17 protein-coding genes are annotated in these 15,027 nt (G+C 38.3%); 13 read left to right on the top strand and 4 right to left on the bottom strand.

Annotated features, from left to right (window positions below; all coding sequences use genetic code 11):
* The 3 genes from CMT41_RS09030 (at position 1) to CMT41_RS09020 (ending at position 1,226) form a co-directional block, all read left to right on the top strand.
* Positions 1-537 (top strand): peroxiredoxin family protein, encoded by a 537-nt coding sequence (locus tag CMT41_RS09030; protein WP_057180993.1) that lies wholly within the window; start codon positions 1-3, stop codon positions 535-537.
* A gap of 84 nt (positions 538-621) precedes the next feature.
* Positions 622-873, top strand: a complete 252-nt coding sequence (locus CMT41_RS09025; RefSeq protein ID WP_057831311.1) for a hypothetical protein — start codon at positions 622-624, stop codon at positions 871-873.
* A 179-nt stretch (positions 874-1,052) separates the two neighbouring features.
* Positions 1,053-1,226, top strand: a complete 174-nt coding sequence (locus CMT41_RS09020) for a hypothetical protein (RefSeq protein WP_231733022.1) — start codon at positions 1,053-1,055, stop codon at positions 1,224-1,226.
* A gap of 169 nt (positions 1,227-1,395) precedes the next feature.
* On the opposite strand, the gene CMT41_RS09015 is transcribed toward CMT41_RS09020, so the two are convergent.
* Together CMT41_RS09015 and CMT41_RS09010 are read right to left on the bottom strand one after the other, a co-directional pair.
* Positions 1,396-3,849 carry a TonB-dependent receptor plug domain-containing protein gene (locus CMT41_RS09015; protein ID WP_057180990.1) on the bottom strand — a complete coding sequence of 818 codons (2,454 nt, stop codon included), beginning with the start codon at positions 3,847-3,849 and terminating at the stop codon, positions 1,396-1,398.
* Between the two features lie 700 nt (positions 3,850-4,549).
* Entirely contained in the window at positions 4,550-5,185 is a 636-nt protein-coding gene (locus CMT41_RS09010; RefSeq protein WP_058027082.1) for a hypothetical protein, read from the bottom strand.
* A gap of 286 nt (positions 5,186-5,471) precedes the next feature.
* On the opposite strand from CMT41_RS09010, the gene CMT41_RS09005 reads away from it, so the two are divergent.
* Positions 5,472-6,335, top strand: coding sequence for an RluA family pseudouridine synthase (locus CMT41_RS09005; protein WP_057180988.1), 864 nt, complete (start codon positions 5,472-5,474; stop codon positions 6,333-6,335).
* A 118-nt stretch (positions 6,336-6,453) separates the two neighbouring features.
* On the opposite strand, the gene sigZ is transcribed toward CMT41_RS09005, so the two are convergent.
* Positions 6,454-6,984: an RNA polymerase sigma factor SigZ gene (sigZ, locus tag CMT41_RS09000; protein ID WP_058028186.1), complete on the bottom strand. Its 531-nt coding sequence runs from the start codon at positions 6,982-6,984 to the stop codon at positions 6,454-6,456.
* A 205-nt stretch (positions 6,985-7,189) separates the two neighbouring features.
* Here sigZ and arsH point away from each other — a divergent pair, with 205 nt between their 5' ends.
* The 9 genes from arsH (at position 7,190) to CMT41_RS08960 (ending at position 13,779) form a co-directional block, all read left to right on the top strand.
* Positions 7,190-7,864 (top strand): arsenical resistance protein ArsH, encoded by a 675-nt coding sequence (gene arsH, locus CMT41_RS08995; RefSeq protein WP_057180987.1) that lies wholly within the window; start codon positions 7,190-7,192, stop codon positions 7,862-7,864.
* 281 nt (positions 7,865-8,145) lie between these two features.
* On the top strand, positions 8,146-8,343 hold the full coding sequence (locus CMT41_RS08990) for a carbon storage regulator (RefSeq protein WP_057180986.1): 198 nt from the start codon (positions 8,146-8,148) through the stop codon (positions 8,341-8,343).
* Between the two features lie 255 nt (positions 8,344-8,598).
* A complete protein-coding gene (locus CMT41_RS19535) occupies positions 8,599-9,018 on the top strand; it encodes a hypothetical protein (protein ID WP_232300050.1) in 420 nt (139 codons plus the stop codon).
* Positions 9,019-9,099: 81 nt separating this feature from the next.
* Complete coding sequence (locus CMT41_RS19530) at positions 9,100-9,564, top strand: transposase (RefSeq protein WP_232300049.1); 465 nt, start codon at positions 9,100-9,102, stop codon at positions 9,562-9,564.
* Positions 9,565-10,063: 499 nt separating this feature from the next.
* Positions 10,064-10,525: a hypothetical protein gene (locus CMT41_RS08980; RefSeq protein ID WP_057180985.1), complete on the top strand. Its 462-nt coding sequence runs from the start codon at positions 10,064-10,066 to the stop codon at positions 10,523-10,525.
* 75 nt (positions 10,526-10,600) lie between these two features.
* Positions 10,601-11,128, top strand: a complete 528-nt coding sequence (locus CMT41_RS08975) for a GNAT family N-acetyltransferase (protein ID WP_058027081.1) — start codon at positions 10,601-10,603, stop codon at positions 11,126-11,128.
* A gap of 259 nt (positions 11,129-11,387) precedes the next feature.
* The gene (locus tag CMT41_RS08970; RefSeq protein WP_057180983.1) at positions 11,388-11,720 is read left to right on the top strand and encodes a hypothetical protein; all 333 of its coding nucleotides are present in this window, start codon (positions 11,388-11,390) and stop codon (positions 11,718-11,720) included.
* Positions 11,721-11,957: 237 nt separating this feature from the next.
* Complete coding sequence (locus tag CMT41_RS19375; RefSeq protein ID WP_057180982.1) at positions 11,958-12,371, top strand: LIC_13387 family protein; 414 nt, start codon at positions 11,958-11,960, stop codon at positions 12,369-12,371.
* Positions 12,372-12,558: 187 nt separating this feature from the next.
* Positions 12,559-13,779, top strand: a complete 1,221-nt coding sequence (locus tag CMT41_RS08960) for a DEAD/DEAH box helicase (protein WP_058027080.1) — start codon at positions 12,559-12,561, stop codon at positions 13,777-13,779.
* An 869-nt stretch (positions 13,780-14,648) separates the two neighbouring features.
* Here CMT41_RS08960 and CMT41_RS08955 read toward each other — a convergent pair.
* The gene (locus CMT41_RS08955; RefSeq protein WP_058027079.1) at positions 14,649-14,993 is read right to left on the bottom strand and encodes a hypothetical protein; all 345 of its coding nucleotides are present in this window, start codon (positions 14,991-14,993) and stop codon (positions 14,649-14,651) included.
* Positions 14,994-15,027: the final 34 nt, after the last annotated feature.

Raw genomic sequence — 15,027 nt, 5'->3', positions numbered from 1 at the left:
ATGAAAAGAAATATCAAAAAATCTATACGTTTACTTTGTAGCCTAGTGACTTTTGTCGGCTGCTCAGCTTTTGCCTCCGATCTAAAGGTTGGCGATAGCGCGCCAAACTTTAACTTACAAGCAACCACAGGTGGCTTTTACCAACTGAGTGATTATCAAGGTAAACAAGCCGTAGTCTTGGCTTGGTATCCCATGGCAAACACACGAGGCTGTACTATTGAATGTAAATCGTTAACTGAGCAAGGCCATCTTATTCGTGAATATGATGTCAGCTATGTCATGGCAAGTGTTGACCCTATTGATGACAATCGCGCCTTTGCCGAGAAAACGGGTGCTGATTTTCCTATGCTAAGTGATCCCACTAAAGCCACCGCAAAAGCCTATCAAGTGCTAAATATGTTTAGGGTGGCTAGTCGGGTAACATTTTATATTTCTAAAGAAGGCAAGATTTTAAAAATAGATGACGATATTACCCCCAAGTCTGCCGCGCAAGATATTGCTAATAACCTAGCAGCACTAAATATAGATAAGAAGTAGCCTATACAATCGGCCTTAGCAAGAATCTATTTAGGATGAGTTTAAAGCTTTGCTATACCAAAACTAGACTGAAGATAATACTTTATGGCAAAACCCAATAAAAAAGGTCCAAGTAAAACAGTCGATATCTATTGCAAGGGCTGTAACTTTCTCCTATTCAAATATAGGAAAGCCGGTAAGGGTGCTTTACTCAAATGTTTTAAAGAACGTATCAGTAAAGATTTTACCGATGTAGCTTGTACCTGCCCGCAATGCGATAAAGTATTTGCCCGAGAATGTTTAATTCGAGGCACGCCCGCTTTTAAAATGATCGGTGGTAAAGTCTGGTGTAAATAGCTTGTTAACGTATCGTTATGGATATGCTCTATTTGGTAACTAAAAACAATTGAACACATTTTTAGCACAACTTATAGCATTTATAGTTTTTTTGCCCGCTATGATATGCGCACATAACTTATATTAGGATTGGCTCATTGGATATCGAACAAGCGAGAATAAAAGCTGTATGTAATCATATGACTACCATCAGCATTGATAATAAACCTTTTGTGCCATTAATTAAGGTCAAGCGCAGTGAGGCATTGCTTGCTGGCAATATCAGAGTGATGTTATCGAAAAGACGTTCTAACCGTATTCATTATTTTTTGCAGATGTATTCGCATAAAATCACCTTCGTTAATAAAGATTAGACTGACGAAGTTTTATCGCAGTGTCAGAGCATTCAGCTTATATCTGCTTTGAATTGGGTAAAATGTTAGCTCTAATAAAAAGCACCAGCTAAAAACTGGTGCTTTTTTTATAAATACCGCCAAAAAACTTAATCGTTATTGGACTATTTATCAGCTAAAGATTACTTGATTAGAAGTTATACGAGGCTCTCATATAATATTCCCGTCCGGAAAGAGAGAAGGGGAAACTTGTCCAGCCATATTTAAAACCAATTTGAGGGAAAATTCCGCCGTTATCGCCCCATTCATCAGGGTACTCATCGGTTAAGTTTAAGATACCGCCGCTGATGCTGACGTTATCGGTGACATGCCATTGCGCGGTAACATCAAATAAACTTTTTGCACCCCATGTCGTTTCTTCTGTGCCATAAGATGCTGAAGTAACTTCACCATAATAGGTCATTCGGGCTGTTACCGACCAGTTATCCATATCAAACATGGCTGATAAGGCCGCTTTGTCTTGTGGTTGTGCTTTCTCCACTAACAATTCTTGGGCATGATTGAAAATAATTTCATCAGGCACCATAGCAGAAGAGGTGTTGATGTTACTTACTTGGGTATTATTATGGTGATAAGAAAGCTCATAGACTACATCCATATTACTTAGCGTTTGTGTATATTGGTTAACCCAATCAAGACCAAAGGTTTCAGTATCAATAGCATTAGTGAAAATGGAAACATTTTTCACTCCGTCTAAAGCCTGGTTTGCACCAGAATGGCGGTCAAAAAACGCATCGATGTCAGCATTAATACCACGGGAAATATTACCAGAGTAAACAATACGATCATCAATATTGATTTGGTAAATATCAAGTGTTGAAGAGTAATTACCGGCATTATAAATCACACCAAAAGATATATTGGTTGAGTTTTCTTCTTGTAAGTCACTAAAGCCGAGTTCACCTGCTAGTGCTTCATTCGGGCGTAAAGTCACTAAATCAGCAAGTTCACCATTATCTAAAGAAATCGAACGTTGGGTGAAATTAGCTTGCTGCATGCCAGGCGCTCTATAACCGGTAGAGGCAGAAGCCCTTATGGCTAAACTATCGGTCAAACTTAAATTGGTTGATAGCTTACCAATAACCGTACTACCAAAATCATCGTAGTTTTCATAACGAACCGCACCCGTAATTAACCAATCTTCGGTCACTGATGTTTCGGTATCAAAATAGAAAGCAAAGCTATCTCTGTCGGTATCTATCTCCATTGCGGGGCTATATCCTTGGAAACCTTGCATGCCAGGAACGGTAATGTCATCGCCAGTACAATTTGTCATGGCTGGATCACCCATTGGGTTGACCGACTCCGCACATAAAGTATCTCCACGAGCATAGGTGACCATATCACCCGCTTCTTGGGCGAAACCATCAATGCGATATTCAAAACCAAAAGCAATAGAGGTATCATAATAAAAACCTAAATCTACTTCTGTTACCGCATCAACATTAAAGGTAGTTTGACTGTAAACTAGCGCGCCATCATAAGCGGATGTTGGGCTGTCTGGGCCATAACTGGCGTTTAAAGAGTCTAAATTACTGAATTCAAACCTATTTTCACCCGTTACTAGGCTAGCATCAAAGTCCCATTTACCGATTTGTGTTTTAAAACCAGCGGCTAAAGAAAAATCTTCTGATTTTGAGCCAAGTCTTGGGGTAATGCCTTGTGGAAATAACGCGCTCCATACACGGTCATCCGCAGCGGGGCGATAAAAACCTAATGATTCACCCTCTTTGGTGGTATAGCCACCAAATGCATAGAACTCACTACTCTCACCTATATCATAAGAAAAGTTAGCCCAAAGACTGGTCATTTCAGTGGCGGCTTCACCAACAAGTAACAGTTGGCGCGGTTCATCAATAGAGCCAAACCAATCTGTAGGTGTTGCTCTATTTATCTCACCACTATCTGAATATTCGAAGGTTAGGTTTAACATACCTTTAGTACCAAGGGCTAAACCATAATTACCACCAAATTCAGTTGATTCGCCATCACCTTCACTAGTTTGACCATATTGTGCCCAAACAGTGCCGCCTTCATCGCCTTTTAAAACGATATTAATAACACCCGCAATTGCGTCAGAGCCATATTGGGCAGCAGCACCATCGCGTAGTATTTCAATATGTGAAATAGCGGTCATTGGGATTGAGCTTAAATCAGTACCCGCACTTCCTCGACCAACATTTTCTTGTACGGCAACTACCGCTTGTTGATGGCGACGTTTACCATTGATTAGTACTAAGACTTGATCTGGACCTAAACTACGTAATGTTGCCGGACGCATTAAATCTTGGCCATCTGAGGTAGTAGTATTATTCATGTTAAAGGAGGGCGCTAGTTTTCGTAACATATCAGGTATACTGGTTGCACCTGAGTTTTTAATTGCTTCTGACGAGATAATATCAATGGGTGAAGGGCTATCAGCAACAGTTCGGTTAGATATTCGTGTGCCTATACTGATAATTCGCTCAATGTCGGAGTATTTAGCGCTGTCAGAGCTCTTTGTTTCTGCGGAAAAACTTGAAGTGCTGGCTAGTGATAAGCAAACAGATAAAGCGATAGTACTGTAATTAAAGCGTCTTTTCATATTGTAAATTCCATAATTATAATTATTAAATTAGCTATGCGGTAACACTACTACTTTGATTTTATTTGTTATTAATTATTGCTTTTAGGTAATAAAGCGCAAATTTTTGTTACCTAAGTAACATACAATGAAAACTTTCATCTGAACAGTCATTCTTTCGTCTTAGATGAAGCCGGGAATTTAATGCGAAGTTTGTCAGAGCTTAGGTAAACCTGTAGCTGCATGATTTTTTAATATTCAGAGTGAATATCATTAGCTTTCATGCCTAAGCCAAGTGCATAAGATCGTCATCCCCGAAGTGTTTTAATCGGGGATGACGTTTACAACGAGTTGCTGAGTAAACTAGATAGGCATGTTTACTTTTATTGCTGCTATGCAAGTCTGTTTTTAGAAAATAGAAAATCCTGTAGAATTCACTACAGGATTTTCTAGTATGACTTATATTTGTTAAGGTTTTTATCAAGTCTTCATGGGGCGGGTAGCAAAATCCGCCTATTCGATACGAGGGTGTAAAAATGGACCATATAAACTATATCTATCAAATTAACAATAGCTTAGCACGTAACGCATAACTCTCAATGCGCAACGCGTAACTTTTCAGTATATGTGTACAGCTGTTTATTTGCTACTTTATCAGACGATATCACTTTATTATTACCATCATCGGTTACCATTATAATACCTATCGTTCGCTGTTTTTTTAACGATAAATATCATCCAACTCGCCATTTTTAAGTTTTTTATTCACTGTTTTTAAACACTGGTGTGCATGGCTGATCACTTGCTGCATGTTTTCATAGCAACGACGTTGGTTTTTTCCGTAGGCAAAAAAGGTCAGTACCACTTGCTGGCCCATGCCGCCGGTATCTTCTTTATCGCCAAGCGCAAGATAACAAGTGGCCGATTGAGATAAACAAATGGCGCCAGCACGAAAGCCTAGTTTGGTACTGCTAACGTTTTGCAGGATATTTTGCATTAACCAGTCGATGCTGCGCTGCTGACAGTTTTCTTCAATATCGCGGAACAGTATCATTAACCGGGCACTGCATTTTATTGCATAGGGATATTGCTCATCGGGATTTTCTTCTGCGGCATTAAAGGTGCAGTCATTACTTTCTAGTAATGACGATGGGCTATTGAGCCATTCTACCAACGAATAGAAAGTATCGGCAAAAGGCCAATGATTAAAGGGCTGAAAATCTTCCAGTGAACTACGTATCAATTTAGGATTTTTCTTAAAATCCATATAAATACTGGTTTCGTCTGTTGTCATCGACGTCCAAGGATGAGATCGACCCTCGGTGTGTTCGGTTTGCTTGGCGGTAAAAGCGTCCACGGTTTAACCCTTTAATACTGTTGTCGACCAAAACACTTATACCAATCGGACTAATTTATTAATCCGTTTGGTATCTCATTACAGCTTCGCTAAAGAGGCGGTGTTTGGTTGAACTTTTATGAAAGCCACATATTAACAGCAATGGATAAAATAAAAAACGCCAAAGCGGTTAGTAATCTAGCTAGTCGCCCTATTCAGAGGTACACTGCCTGCCAATATTGTAAATAGTGCTAACCGTGCGATTATTCCCGGTTAATAGCAGAATTGTTATGAGGATATACCCTTAATGTCAGACAAATTACGAGTAAGCGAGGCCGGCAGCCTGTTGATTTTTCTAAATGCCAAGTTGCAAGGTTGGTCTAAAAAGAAAATTAAACAGCGCCTGCAACTAGGTTGCGTGCTAGTAAATGGTGAGTCTGTTGTTAAACATGATCATCCACTGAATGCCGGTGATGATGTTGAGGTATTGGCACAAGGTAAACGTTTTGACGCCAGTAAAACTAAGTCTGCTAGTGCAAAATTAGAAATACTGTTTAGTGACCATGATCTCATTGTCATTAATAAACCAGCGGGTTTATTGTCTGTTGCCACGGCGCAGGAGAATAAAGTGACTGCACTGGCAATTTTACGTAATCAGCTATCAAAGGCGAAGAAGGCAGTTAAATTGTGGCCTGTACACCGACTCGACCGAGATACCTCCGGCGTATTGATGTTTGCTACTTCACGGGAAATGCGCGAGGCTATTAATGCCAAGTGGGCCGAAGCCGATAAAGTGTACCTGGCCGTGGTAGAAGGTGTGCCAGAGCCTAAGAGCGGTACGATAAACCAACCGCTTCGCCTAGACGATAAACAATATAAGATGCATGTTGGCGCCCATGAAGACGCTAAAAATGCCATCACTCATTTTAGTACGGTGCGCAGTGTTAATCAGCGCTCTTTATTGGAAGTTAAACTTGATACTGGTCGTCAACATCAAATACGTGCGCATTTATCTTGGTTAGGTTATCCCATCGTCGGTGATCCGCGTTATGGTAATGACGGAGCTCGTATGGGACTTCATGCACAACGCTTAACCATTACTCGACCAAAAGGTGATCGACTAACCATTGAAGCACCAATGCCTAATGATTTGATTACCTTATTGAGGTAGGCTCAGTTTACCTAAGCTATTTATTGTGATGGTGAATGAAGGTGAAAGTGAAGGTGTTATTACATTCAACACCTTAACCATCACAAACCGAGGATAATAACAATTAGGCACAACTCTCTTATCTCTTGGTCTTCACTTCATAATCATAAACATTGCCGATTTTATCAATTTTAAAATGGCAACAATCGTCAAATACCTTTTTAAGTAAGCCGCGACTTTTTTGTACACGGGATTTAAGTGTTGAATAACTTACCCCTAATTGCTCAGCATATTCTTTTTGTGATTGATTATTCATATCAATAGCGATAAGTAAGTTTGCATGCTCATCTGGCAGGGCATTAATAAAGGGTGAGATACAGTTTAATAAGTCAATATTGCTCTCTTGAGATTCTTCTAGGGGCCAGTGGCCCTCGAGCTTATTTTCTTGGGCACGGCCTTTCTTCCGATAGTAATCAATGATGGTATTATTGGCTATTTGAAACAACCAAGACTTAACGCTTTTTTGTGTTTTTACTGCACTCAACTTGTTATAGATTTTTATCAAAATGTCTTGCAACAAATCTTCTACATCCGCTTCATTTGAGATCTTAGCATGTAAGAACCGCTTTAACTCTGCTCGGTATGCTAACCATATATCTTCTATATTCATTGGACTAACCATCTCCAGTACTCCGACTAGGCTTGCAAGCGGAGAAGCTCTATTCAATATAACTCTGTTTCTATATTAGACGAACAGCAAGTTGAAAAGACGAAAAAAACACATAAACATTATTATATTTACGATTTCACCTTGATTTTTCGTCTTTTTGTACGGCCAAGCGTCTTATGGGTAAATGAACTAACTAGAGAGTTTTATGAACTTCTTACAAAACGAACAATTTAAGCTAAAGCCTAGCGTTAACAAAGTCAGTATGCATAAGCCAAGAGTATTAATGTTATATGGCTCTTTGCGCGCAACTTCATATAGTAGATTAACCGCTGAAGAAGCAGGGCGTATTTTGACAGCAATGGGCGCTGAAGTTAAATTCTTTAATCCTAAAGGACTGCCATTATTTGATAACAATGACTCAGCTGACCATCTTAAGGTAATAGAGCTTAGAGAGTTGGTACAATGGTCCGAAGCACAAGTTTGGTCGTCACCGGAGATACACGGCAATATGTCCGGTGTAATGAAGACCCAAGTAGACTGGATCCCTTTGTCAATGGGCGCAGTTAGGCCAACACAAGGAAAAGTCTTAGCGGTTATGCAAGTCACTGGCGGCTCACAAAGTTTTAACGCAATCAACAACATGAGGATTCTAGGCCGTTGGATGAGAATGTTAACAATCCCCAATCAATCCTCTGTGGCAAAAGCTTATAACGAGTTTGATGACCATGACATCATGAAAGCTTCACCCTATAGAGACCGAATTGTTGATGTTATGGAAGAGTTGATGCGTTTCACTTATTTAACCAGAGATAAAAGTGACTTTTTTCTCGACAGATACAGTGAGAGACGTGCGGGTAAGCCAAAGCTAATCGCCATGTAAATGCGCCAGTAATGTCATTGTTGGTGCGCTTAGCAAGGTTTGTTAAATAGCAGTCATAAATAAACGCTTGAGTCTCAAGAACTTTTTGATTTAAAAGTTGCTCGGAGTAGTTAACAACTCTTAAGTTGAATAATAGTTGCTTGTTTAGCCCCCAGGACCATGTTGTCCGCTATATAGTGATTTTAGTCTGAATAACACCATAATAAAATGTTATTGAGTAATTGCCCATATAAAGATTTTTGTACTATCTTTATATGACGCAATCAAAATAAGGACAAACAATGTTAATTCAAGGACGTGAAGAAAATCAATCCATTGTTATCTGTGACGATACAAGTATTTCAGCACTGAAAGTCAGCAATGACCAGGTAAAACTTGAAACTTTGGATGCTAATGAGGTTAAAGCCTCGGACGAAGAACTTATCCCTTATAAATGGTATTCGCCACTTACTGATTTGCTCGAGCACTTAGCGCATTAATAAACGATACCTTGCTGGATTGGTACTAGTAAGGTTAATTTACACGTTTACAATAAGTTACCTAGTTGATAACCTAGCTATGAATTAAAAATATAGAGAAATTACCAATGAGCTGTTCAGTATTTAATTCAAATAGTACAAAAGTTAACCAACAAAATTCACTCAACTGAATTTTTAGAAATTCACCGGGAAAAATCTACTGATTTCACTCGAAATCGCACCCTTACTTTGCCTCGTTTAATGAGTTTATGTTGAATGCGCTCAATGGTTCAATTCAGGCTGTTAGCTGTTGATGGGTCAGTCACACAATTATCACTCGCTAACGAACTACTTGAGCATTTTGGAAAAGATCGTCCACATGCCGCTATGCCTCATGTTCGTCTTTCTCAACTTTATGATGTTAAGAATAATATTACCCTAGACTTACAGGGTGAAAGCCATTCAACAGAAGAGCGTGAAATGGTACTAAGGTACTTAAATAAAACCCAAGCAGGTGACTTAATAATTTTTGACAGAGGCTATCCTGCTGTTTGGTTTTATAAATACCATAGGCTAAAGAATGTTGATTTTTGCATGCGCATTGTTAAAAGCTCGAATGTTGTTAAAGCCTTCTTAGCAAGTGGGAAATATAGTGATATCGTCGATTTCCCTTGTATTGAGAAGTCTCTTCAATGATGTAGAAAAGATAAAATATCGACTGAATCACTACGTTTAAGGTTAGTGCGAGTTGACCTGCCATCAGGTGAGCCAGAGATTTTGGTTTCATCATTAACAGACTTAAAAGCTTATCCTACTGCTCTTTTCGCTGATTTATATCACCAACGTTGGGGAGTTGAAGAAGATTACAAAGTATTGAAAAGTCGTCTCAATATTGAGAATTACTCTAGTGCTTCTGTTGAAGGTATTTTACAAGACTTACACGCTAAGCTATTGACTAAAAACCTTGCAGCTTCTGCAATCCATGATGCAAAACGAAAAATAAAGAAGCCTAAAAACAAGAGACTCTATGATTATAAAATCAATTTCACCTTTGCGAGAAATCAGCTTAACGACAATATTGTTCGGTTCACAATGAAGCTAGCTGAGCTTGAGTTATACGAACTACTGATAAGTAAAATATCAAAGAGTTTAAGTGTGATTCGACCCAATCGTAAGTTTGTTCGACAAGACCGTAGAAACAAGACAAGTAAATATCCTATGAATTATAAACGTATGTGCTAAATCCTTAAGTTAACATGCCTATGTAGTTTACTCAGGAACTCTTTGTAAACGTCATCTTCGAAGTTTCTGATCGAAGATCTATTGTTCTTTATACACTGGATCCCCGATTAAAACACCACGGGGATGACAATCCTGATCCAAGTGCATAGGCATGTAAGTTAATGACATTGAGGTGCGCTAAGCGGAAGGTAGCTTCAAAGTATTTGCGATATATTTTGTAATGAATTATTGCGGGCTTATTACTGATACTTCTCAGTAATAAGCCCAAACCAATCTATATAAACACTAAGTCGTTGATATTATATTAAATAGTATTTAGTTCTTTGTTGGATATTACTGAGAAATCTAAGTAATATCCAAGTCTTAACCAAAACCTATACTTTTAGTTTATAAGGTACTGAAAATATGGGATATTAATATGTATTAAATTAAAGCTATGGAGCGGACATTACTGAGCCGTATCCATAATAAGCTGTTATGCATTTAAGTCGAGTTTCGCATGAAATATATATTATCTTTTTTAGCCATGTCTGCGTCATCATTTTGTTTTGCTGCGGATGATTCAAATTTTTCTTTAGGTTTAGGAACCGACCATGGTGGTATTGGCGCAAAATATTCAATTAATAGCAACGATTCAAAATATTATGCTTCTTTAGGTGTTCGTGTACATTCAAGTGATGGTGGCACAGGATTTGGCTATGGCGTAGGTTGGGATCATAAAATAGGAGGTAATAACCACTCCTTAGGTCTTTTCGCTGGAGCTGTATCAGCTCAAATCAGTCATGGAAAGGTCGCTTTGTATCACGGATTATCCGGAACTTACAATTATTACTTTTCCGGGTTTAATAACAGTTCATTTGTTATCGGTGGTTCTATTTATAGTGGTGTAACTTCAAAAAATGAATATATATTTGAAGAAAGTTCAAGTGGTGTAGCTCTGAAGCTTGCTTATCAGTGGTAATGCATAACAAGCTGTTAAACAAGGACAAAATACAGTTGGCTTTTAACAGGGCGTTATAAAGCCTAAGGAATTGTCATGCAACTTGCAGATGAAAGAATCGAACTTGTACCATTTAAAGATTCTGATTTTGAGTTTTTTCAAAAAATTATTACTTGTCCACAGATGATGGAGCATGTTTATGATCCTTTGACTTATGATGAGGCTAAATCTTCTTTTGAAGGAAGATTACCACCATGGAAATTTGAAAGTGATAACTGGCGTTCTTTTATTATCACTGAAATTATAAATGGTGATAAGTTGGGGTATATATCTCTTAGAATAGTCAATCATGAAGCTAAAATTGCTGAAGTAGGTTTCATGATTAAGGCTAGTGCTCAGGGTAAGGGGCTAGGTAGTAAAGCGCTTAAACTTATGAAGCAGTATGCATTCGATACATTAATGCTAAATAAGCTCGTTGCTTTTTGTTCTGTACATAATGTTGGCTCATATAGCTTGCTAGAGAAAGAAGACTTTTCCCGTGAGAGCTGTTTAAAACAAAACACCTTAATGAATAATCAATACAGAGATGATTATGCGTATGGTTTATGTAATCCGGCTTTATAAGCAAATTAATCAGGACAAATAACAGTTGGTTTTTGCTCCTGCGTCGCTTATTTTAACCAACTATTATTTGCCCATTATTTGGGCGTTGAGGCTGTAGAATAACTAATTCAGCCAAAACTACTAAAATTTTGTGCTCCTATATCGAACTGTAGACGATTAACTCGATATAGGTAATGCATTTACCACCCCGATTTTAGGGGGTAACTCATAATAAACGAGTTATTCTACAAGCTCGTTATGTTTTTAAAAGGATTTTGTCTTGCCACGTAGTATATTATTTATCATTTTATATTTTTCAATTAGTGCATGTGTCTTTGTACCAACAACCTCTGAAACACAAAATTATTATAATAAATGTGAGATGCTTACTAAAAAGCTAACTTTGAAGCCTAAAGTAAGAAAAGAGTATTCATTATGCAGTGGTAAAGAGTTTCTTGATGACCCTATAGTATGTATGGTGTTTAATGGTGTTATAGCTACTGCAACTATAGTTGTGTCTGGTAGCATTGTAGTTATAGGTAATACTGTACATTGGTTGGAATACAAGTCTGGGTGTAAACCAAAACATAAGAAAATCAACAAGGACACGTAACGCTTGCTCGGTTCCGCTACGCTGCACATTTTAGCAAGCATTACTTAGCCCGTTATTTGGGCGTTGAGGCTGTAGAATAACTAATTCCGCCAAAACTACTAAAATTTTTTGCTCCTGTATCGAACTGTAGATGATTAACTCGATATAGGTAATGCATTTACCACCCCAATTTTAGGGGGTAATTCATAATAAACGAGTTATTCTACAAGCTCGTTATGTGTTTAAAAGGAGTTAGACGTGATTTCACAAATACTATTCATAATAGGTGCTTCAATATTCGGCTTACTTGGCTTTGTACATCTTGTTTATACTTTCTTTACTGACAAGTTTAATCCGTATAACTCTGATGTAATCGAAGCAATGAAAAGTACTTCTCCTATCCTCACTAAAGAAACAACTGTTTGGCGTGCTTGGATAGGTTTCAATGCTAGTCATAGTCTAGGCGCAATACTTTTTGCAGCCATTTACATTCCTTTAGCTTTCTCACACATTCAATTTATTGCTAATAATAGCTGGTTTGCAGTGTTGCCTTCTATTGTTGGTATTTCATATTTACTTTTAGCAAAAAATTACTGGTTTAAAATTCCATTTTTAGGCATTCTACTCTCAACATTATGTTTCGTAGTTGCTTTTGTGCTAATCAACACATAACAAGCTGTTATATTTACAAGGAAGTTTATGAGTAATCTCGAAGATTAAAATCAAGGGGTCAGAACACTTGATTACTGAACTCTGTTTTGTGGAAATTTGTCAGCAACAGCCATCCTGAATACATCTTAAATATGTTAAAGCATTCTGTTAGAATAATAGGCTATTGATTAAAGAATACCGAGGTAACATGTCAGAATTCCAAGCATTTTCACTTTTAGAGTCAATTATTGACCGCATTAGTCTTAAAGGCTATAAACAGCCGACACCGATCCAAAAAGAATGCATCCCCGCGCTTATTAATGGCAAGGATCTTCTTGGTATAGCGCAAACGGGAACAGGAAAAACGGCGGCCTTTTCATTGCCTATTATTAATAATTTTGCACGAAATAAAATAGAGATCAAAGCGAAGAGTACACGTTCGCTCATACTAACGCCCACGAGAGAGCTTGCCTCGCAAATAATGCAAAGCATTGATGACTACGCGGATGGTTTAGAGCTTAAAACTAAGGTTGTTTATGGTGGTGTCGGAAGACAAGCTCAAGTTGACTCTATCGCACTTGGACTCGATATTTTAGTGGCCACCCCTGGAAGGTTATTGGATTTAATTGAAACGGGCGATATAAATTTTAAGGCGTTAGAGGTATTTGTATTAGATGAAGCCGATACAATGCTTGATATGGGCTTCTTTAATGATGTGCAAAACATCATATCTAAACTGCCAAAGAACCGACAAACACTATTGTTTTCAGCTACTATGCCTGCTGAAATAGAGATACTTGCAGAAGCAATATTAACGGAGCCAACAAAAGTTCAAATTACGGCTGAAACGGTTACTATCGACTTGGTTAATCAAAGTGTATACCATCTTGAAAAATCGGATAAAGTACCTTTGCTCTTTAATATCCTGCAAAAACCTGACTATGAAAAAGTTCTCATCTTTTGTAAAACAAAGTATGGCACTGACATCATTGTTAAAGCACTAGAAAAAGCATCAATAACTGCCGCTAGCCTGCACAGTGGTAAAACACAAGCCGTAAGAGAGGAAGCGTTACAAAACTTTAAAGATTCTAATTTAAGAGTATTAGTTGCCACTGATGTTGCTGCTCGTGGCATTGATGTTGATAATATTAGTTTAGTCATTAATTATAACCTTCCTGAAGATCCAAGAAACTACATACACCGTATAGGACGAACTGCTCGTGCCGGGAAAAGTGGCATGGCCATTTCATTTGTGGTAGAAAATGATATAAGGCAATTAAATAATATTGAAAATAGCATAGGGCAAATCATTGCTGTTGTTACAGAACAGCCTTTTCATAAAGAGTTTTCAAAAACGCCTACACAAGTCAAGAAAAAGGTTAAAAAAACAAATAGACCAAGAGCAAGAACAAAAACAAAAAACAGATAAAGACAGGCATAAATTAGCCAACTAAAGGTTTTCAGCTAGACGACAAATATCACCTCATCTCACGATGCGTTAGACCTGCCTTTCTTTATGGTGAAGATAAGCTCACAGTTATGAGCATTGGCGTGGTGGGGGTGCAGATAAATCACATCCGTTAAGTGATGTTGTTGCGATTAATGTCTGTGGGTATGTTTTGTCTATTTGAGCGGGAGTAACCACAGCCATTTGGTGCTATTTATTGATGAGTAACGTACGAAGACCTTGAAGGAAAGCAGTTTGAAATTGTTGAGCTGAGTGATCAATTTGGAAGCGTATTGGCAGCATATAAGTTGCTGAATACAGATTCAGCAGTGTTGTCATGTACATTGTAAAAGTCGCTATTCAAATGCCATTCTGTTACTGATTCCGTTTTACTACCTTGGCGTGCATTGCGGTTTGACTAAAGTGATTCTAGCGCTATTTTGACTCACAAAAATATAGGCCATCTAAAAACTCGATGACCATTCCGTGCTTAATTACCTAAAGCATTGGTTGTGGTTTTCTTGGCTGCCTTTGCGGCTTTTTTCTCTTTTGCTGTTAAAAGTGGTTTCTTTTTGGTATTTTTTTTACTGTCTTGTCCTTTACTCATGATACTTTCCTCTTGAGGTATTGTCTTAAAACTAAAGTCAGTTTGAGCCAACCTAATGACTATGGCAACGCAGTGACTTCCATTCAAACTTCCATGGCGATGCGTAATAACACTAGTATGGTCTTATGGACGATCAATTGATAGCAATCGTTTAAATTAGCGGTTCTCTAGGTGTATTAATGTCCATTGCTAACCCTTCTTTTGACGATAAAACTGCCTAGGTGAATCTTACGATTGCTATCACCTAGGGGATAACAGGGATAGGTGAGAGTTCACCGTTGGCTTCCATACGGACTAAATTAGCTCGCTGCTCGGCAAGTTGCTGCAAAATGCCGTTATTCAAGGCTTTAAATTCTGGGTTGTTGAACAGCGGAGCCAACACAGGGTTTTTAGTGAGATCGACACAGCCACCAAGTTCGCGCCATTGATATAACGCGCTCATAGCCTTAGTTTCCGCTCCCATTGACAGGTACAGCCAGGCATCTAAATATTCAATACCGTCCCAACGATAACGGCTTTTAAATGGTAATATTTTTAGTATACGCTGGGTGAGTGGCATAGCTTTTTCTTTTTCGCCACTGGCGTGCAAAGTGGCTGCGTAGGCAATTGCTACTTTGAATATC

Source organism: Colwellia sp. MT41, from assembly GCF_001444365.1.
Taxonomy (GTDB): Bacteria; Pseudomonadota; Gammaproteobacteria; order Enterobacterales; family Alteromonadaceae; genus Colwellia; species Colwellia marinimaniae.
This window is presented reverse-complemented; position numbering and strand designations above follow the sequence as displayed.

Excerpts from the sequence above, each read along its gene's own strand:
- CMT41_RS09015 (WP_057180990.1), bottom strand. The coding sequence starts at position 3,849 with ATGAAAAGACGCTTTAATTACAGTACTATCGCTTTATCTGTTTGCTTA.
- CMT41_RS09030 (WP_057180993.1), top strand. The coding sequence starts at position 1 with ATGAAAAGAAATATCAAAAAATCTATACGTTTACTTTGTAGCCTAGTG.
- CMT41_RS09005 (WP_057180988.1), top strand. The coding sequence starts at position 5,472 with ATGTCAGACAAATTACGAGTAAGCGAGGCCGGCAGCCTGTTGATTTTT.
- CMT41_RS08990 (WP_057180986.1), top strand. The coding sequence starts at position 8,146 with ATGTTAATTCAAGGACGTGAAGAAAATCAATCCATTGTTATCTGTGAC.
- CMT41_RS19535 (WP_232300050.1), top strand. The coding sequence starts at position 8,599 with ATGCGCTCAATGGTTCAATTCAGGCTGTTAGCTGTTGATGGGTCAGTC.
- CMT41_RS08980 (WP_057180985.1), top strand. The coding sequence starts at position 10,064 with ATGAAATATATATTATCTTTTTTAGCCATGTCTGCGTCATCATTTTGT.
- CMT41_RS08960 (WP_058027080.1), top strand. The coding sequence starts at position 12,559 with ATGTCAGAATTCCAAGCATTTTCACTTTTAGAGTCAATTATTGACCGC.
- CMT41_RS09020 (WP_231733022.1), top strand. The coding sequence starts at position 1,053 with ATGACTACCATCAGCATTGATAATAAACCTTTTGTGCCATTAATTAAG.
- arsH (WP_057180987.1), top strand. The coding sequence starts at position 7,190 with ATGAACTTCTTACAAAACGAACAATTTAAGCTAAAGCCTAGCGTTAAC.
- CMT41_RS09025 (WP_057831311.1), top strand. The coding sequence starts at position 622 with ATGGCAAAACCCAATAAAAAAGGTCCAAGTAAAACAGTCGATATCTAT.
- CMT41_RS08975 (WP_058027081.1), top strand. The coding sequence starts at position 10,601 with ATGCAACTTGCAGATGAAAGAATCGAACTTGTACCATTTAAAGATTCT.
- sigZ (WP_058028186.1), bottom strand. The coding sequence starts at position 6,984 with ATGAATATAGAAGATATATGGTTAGCATACCGAGCAGAGTTAAAGCGG.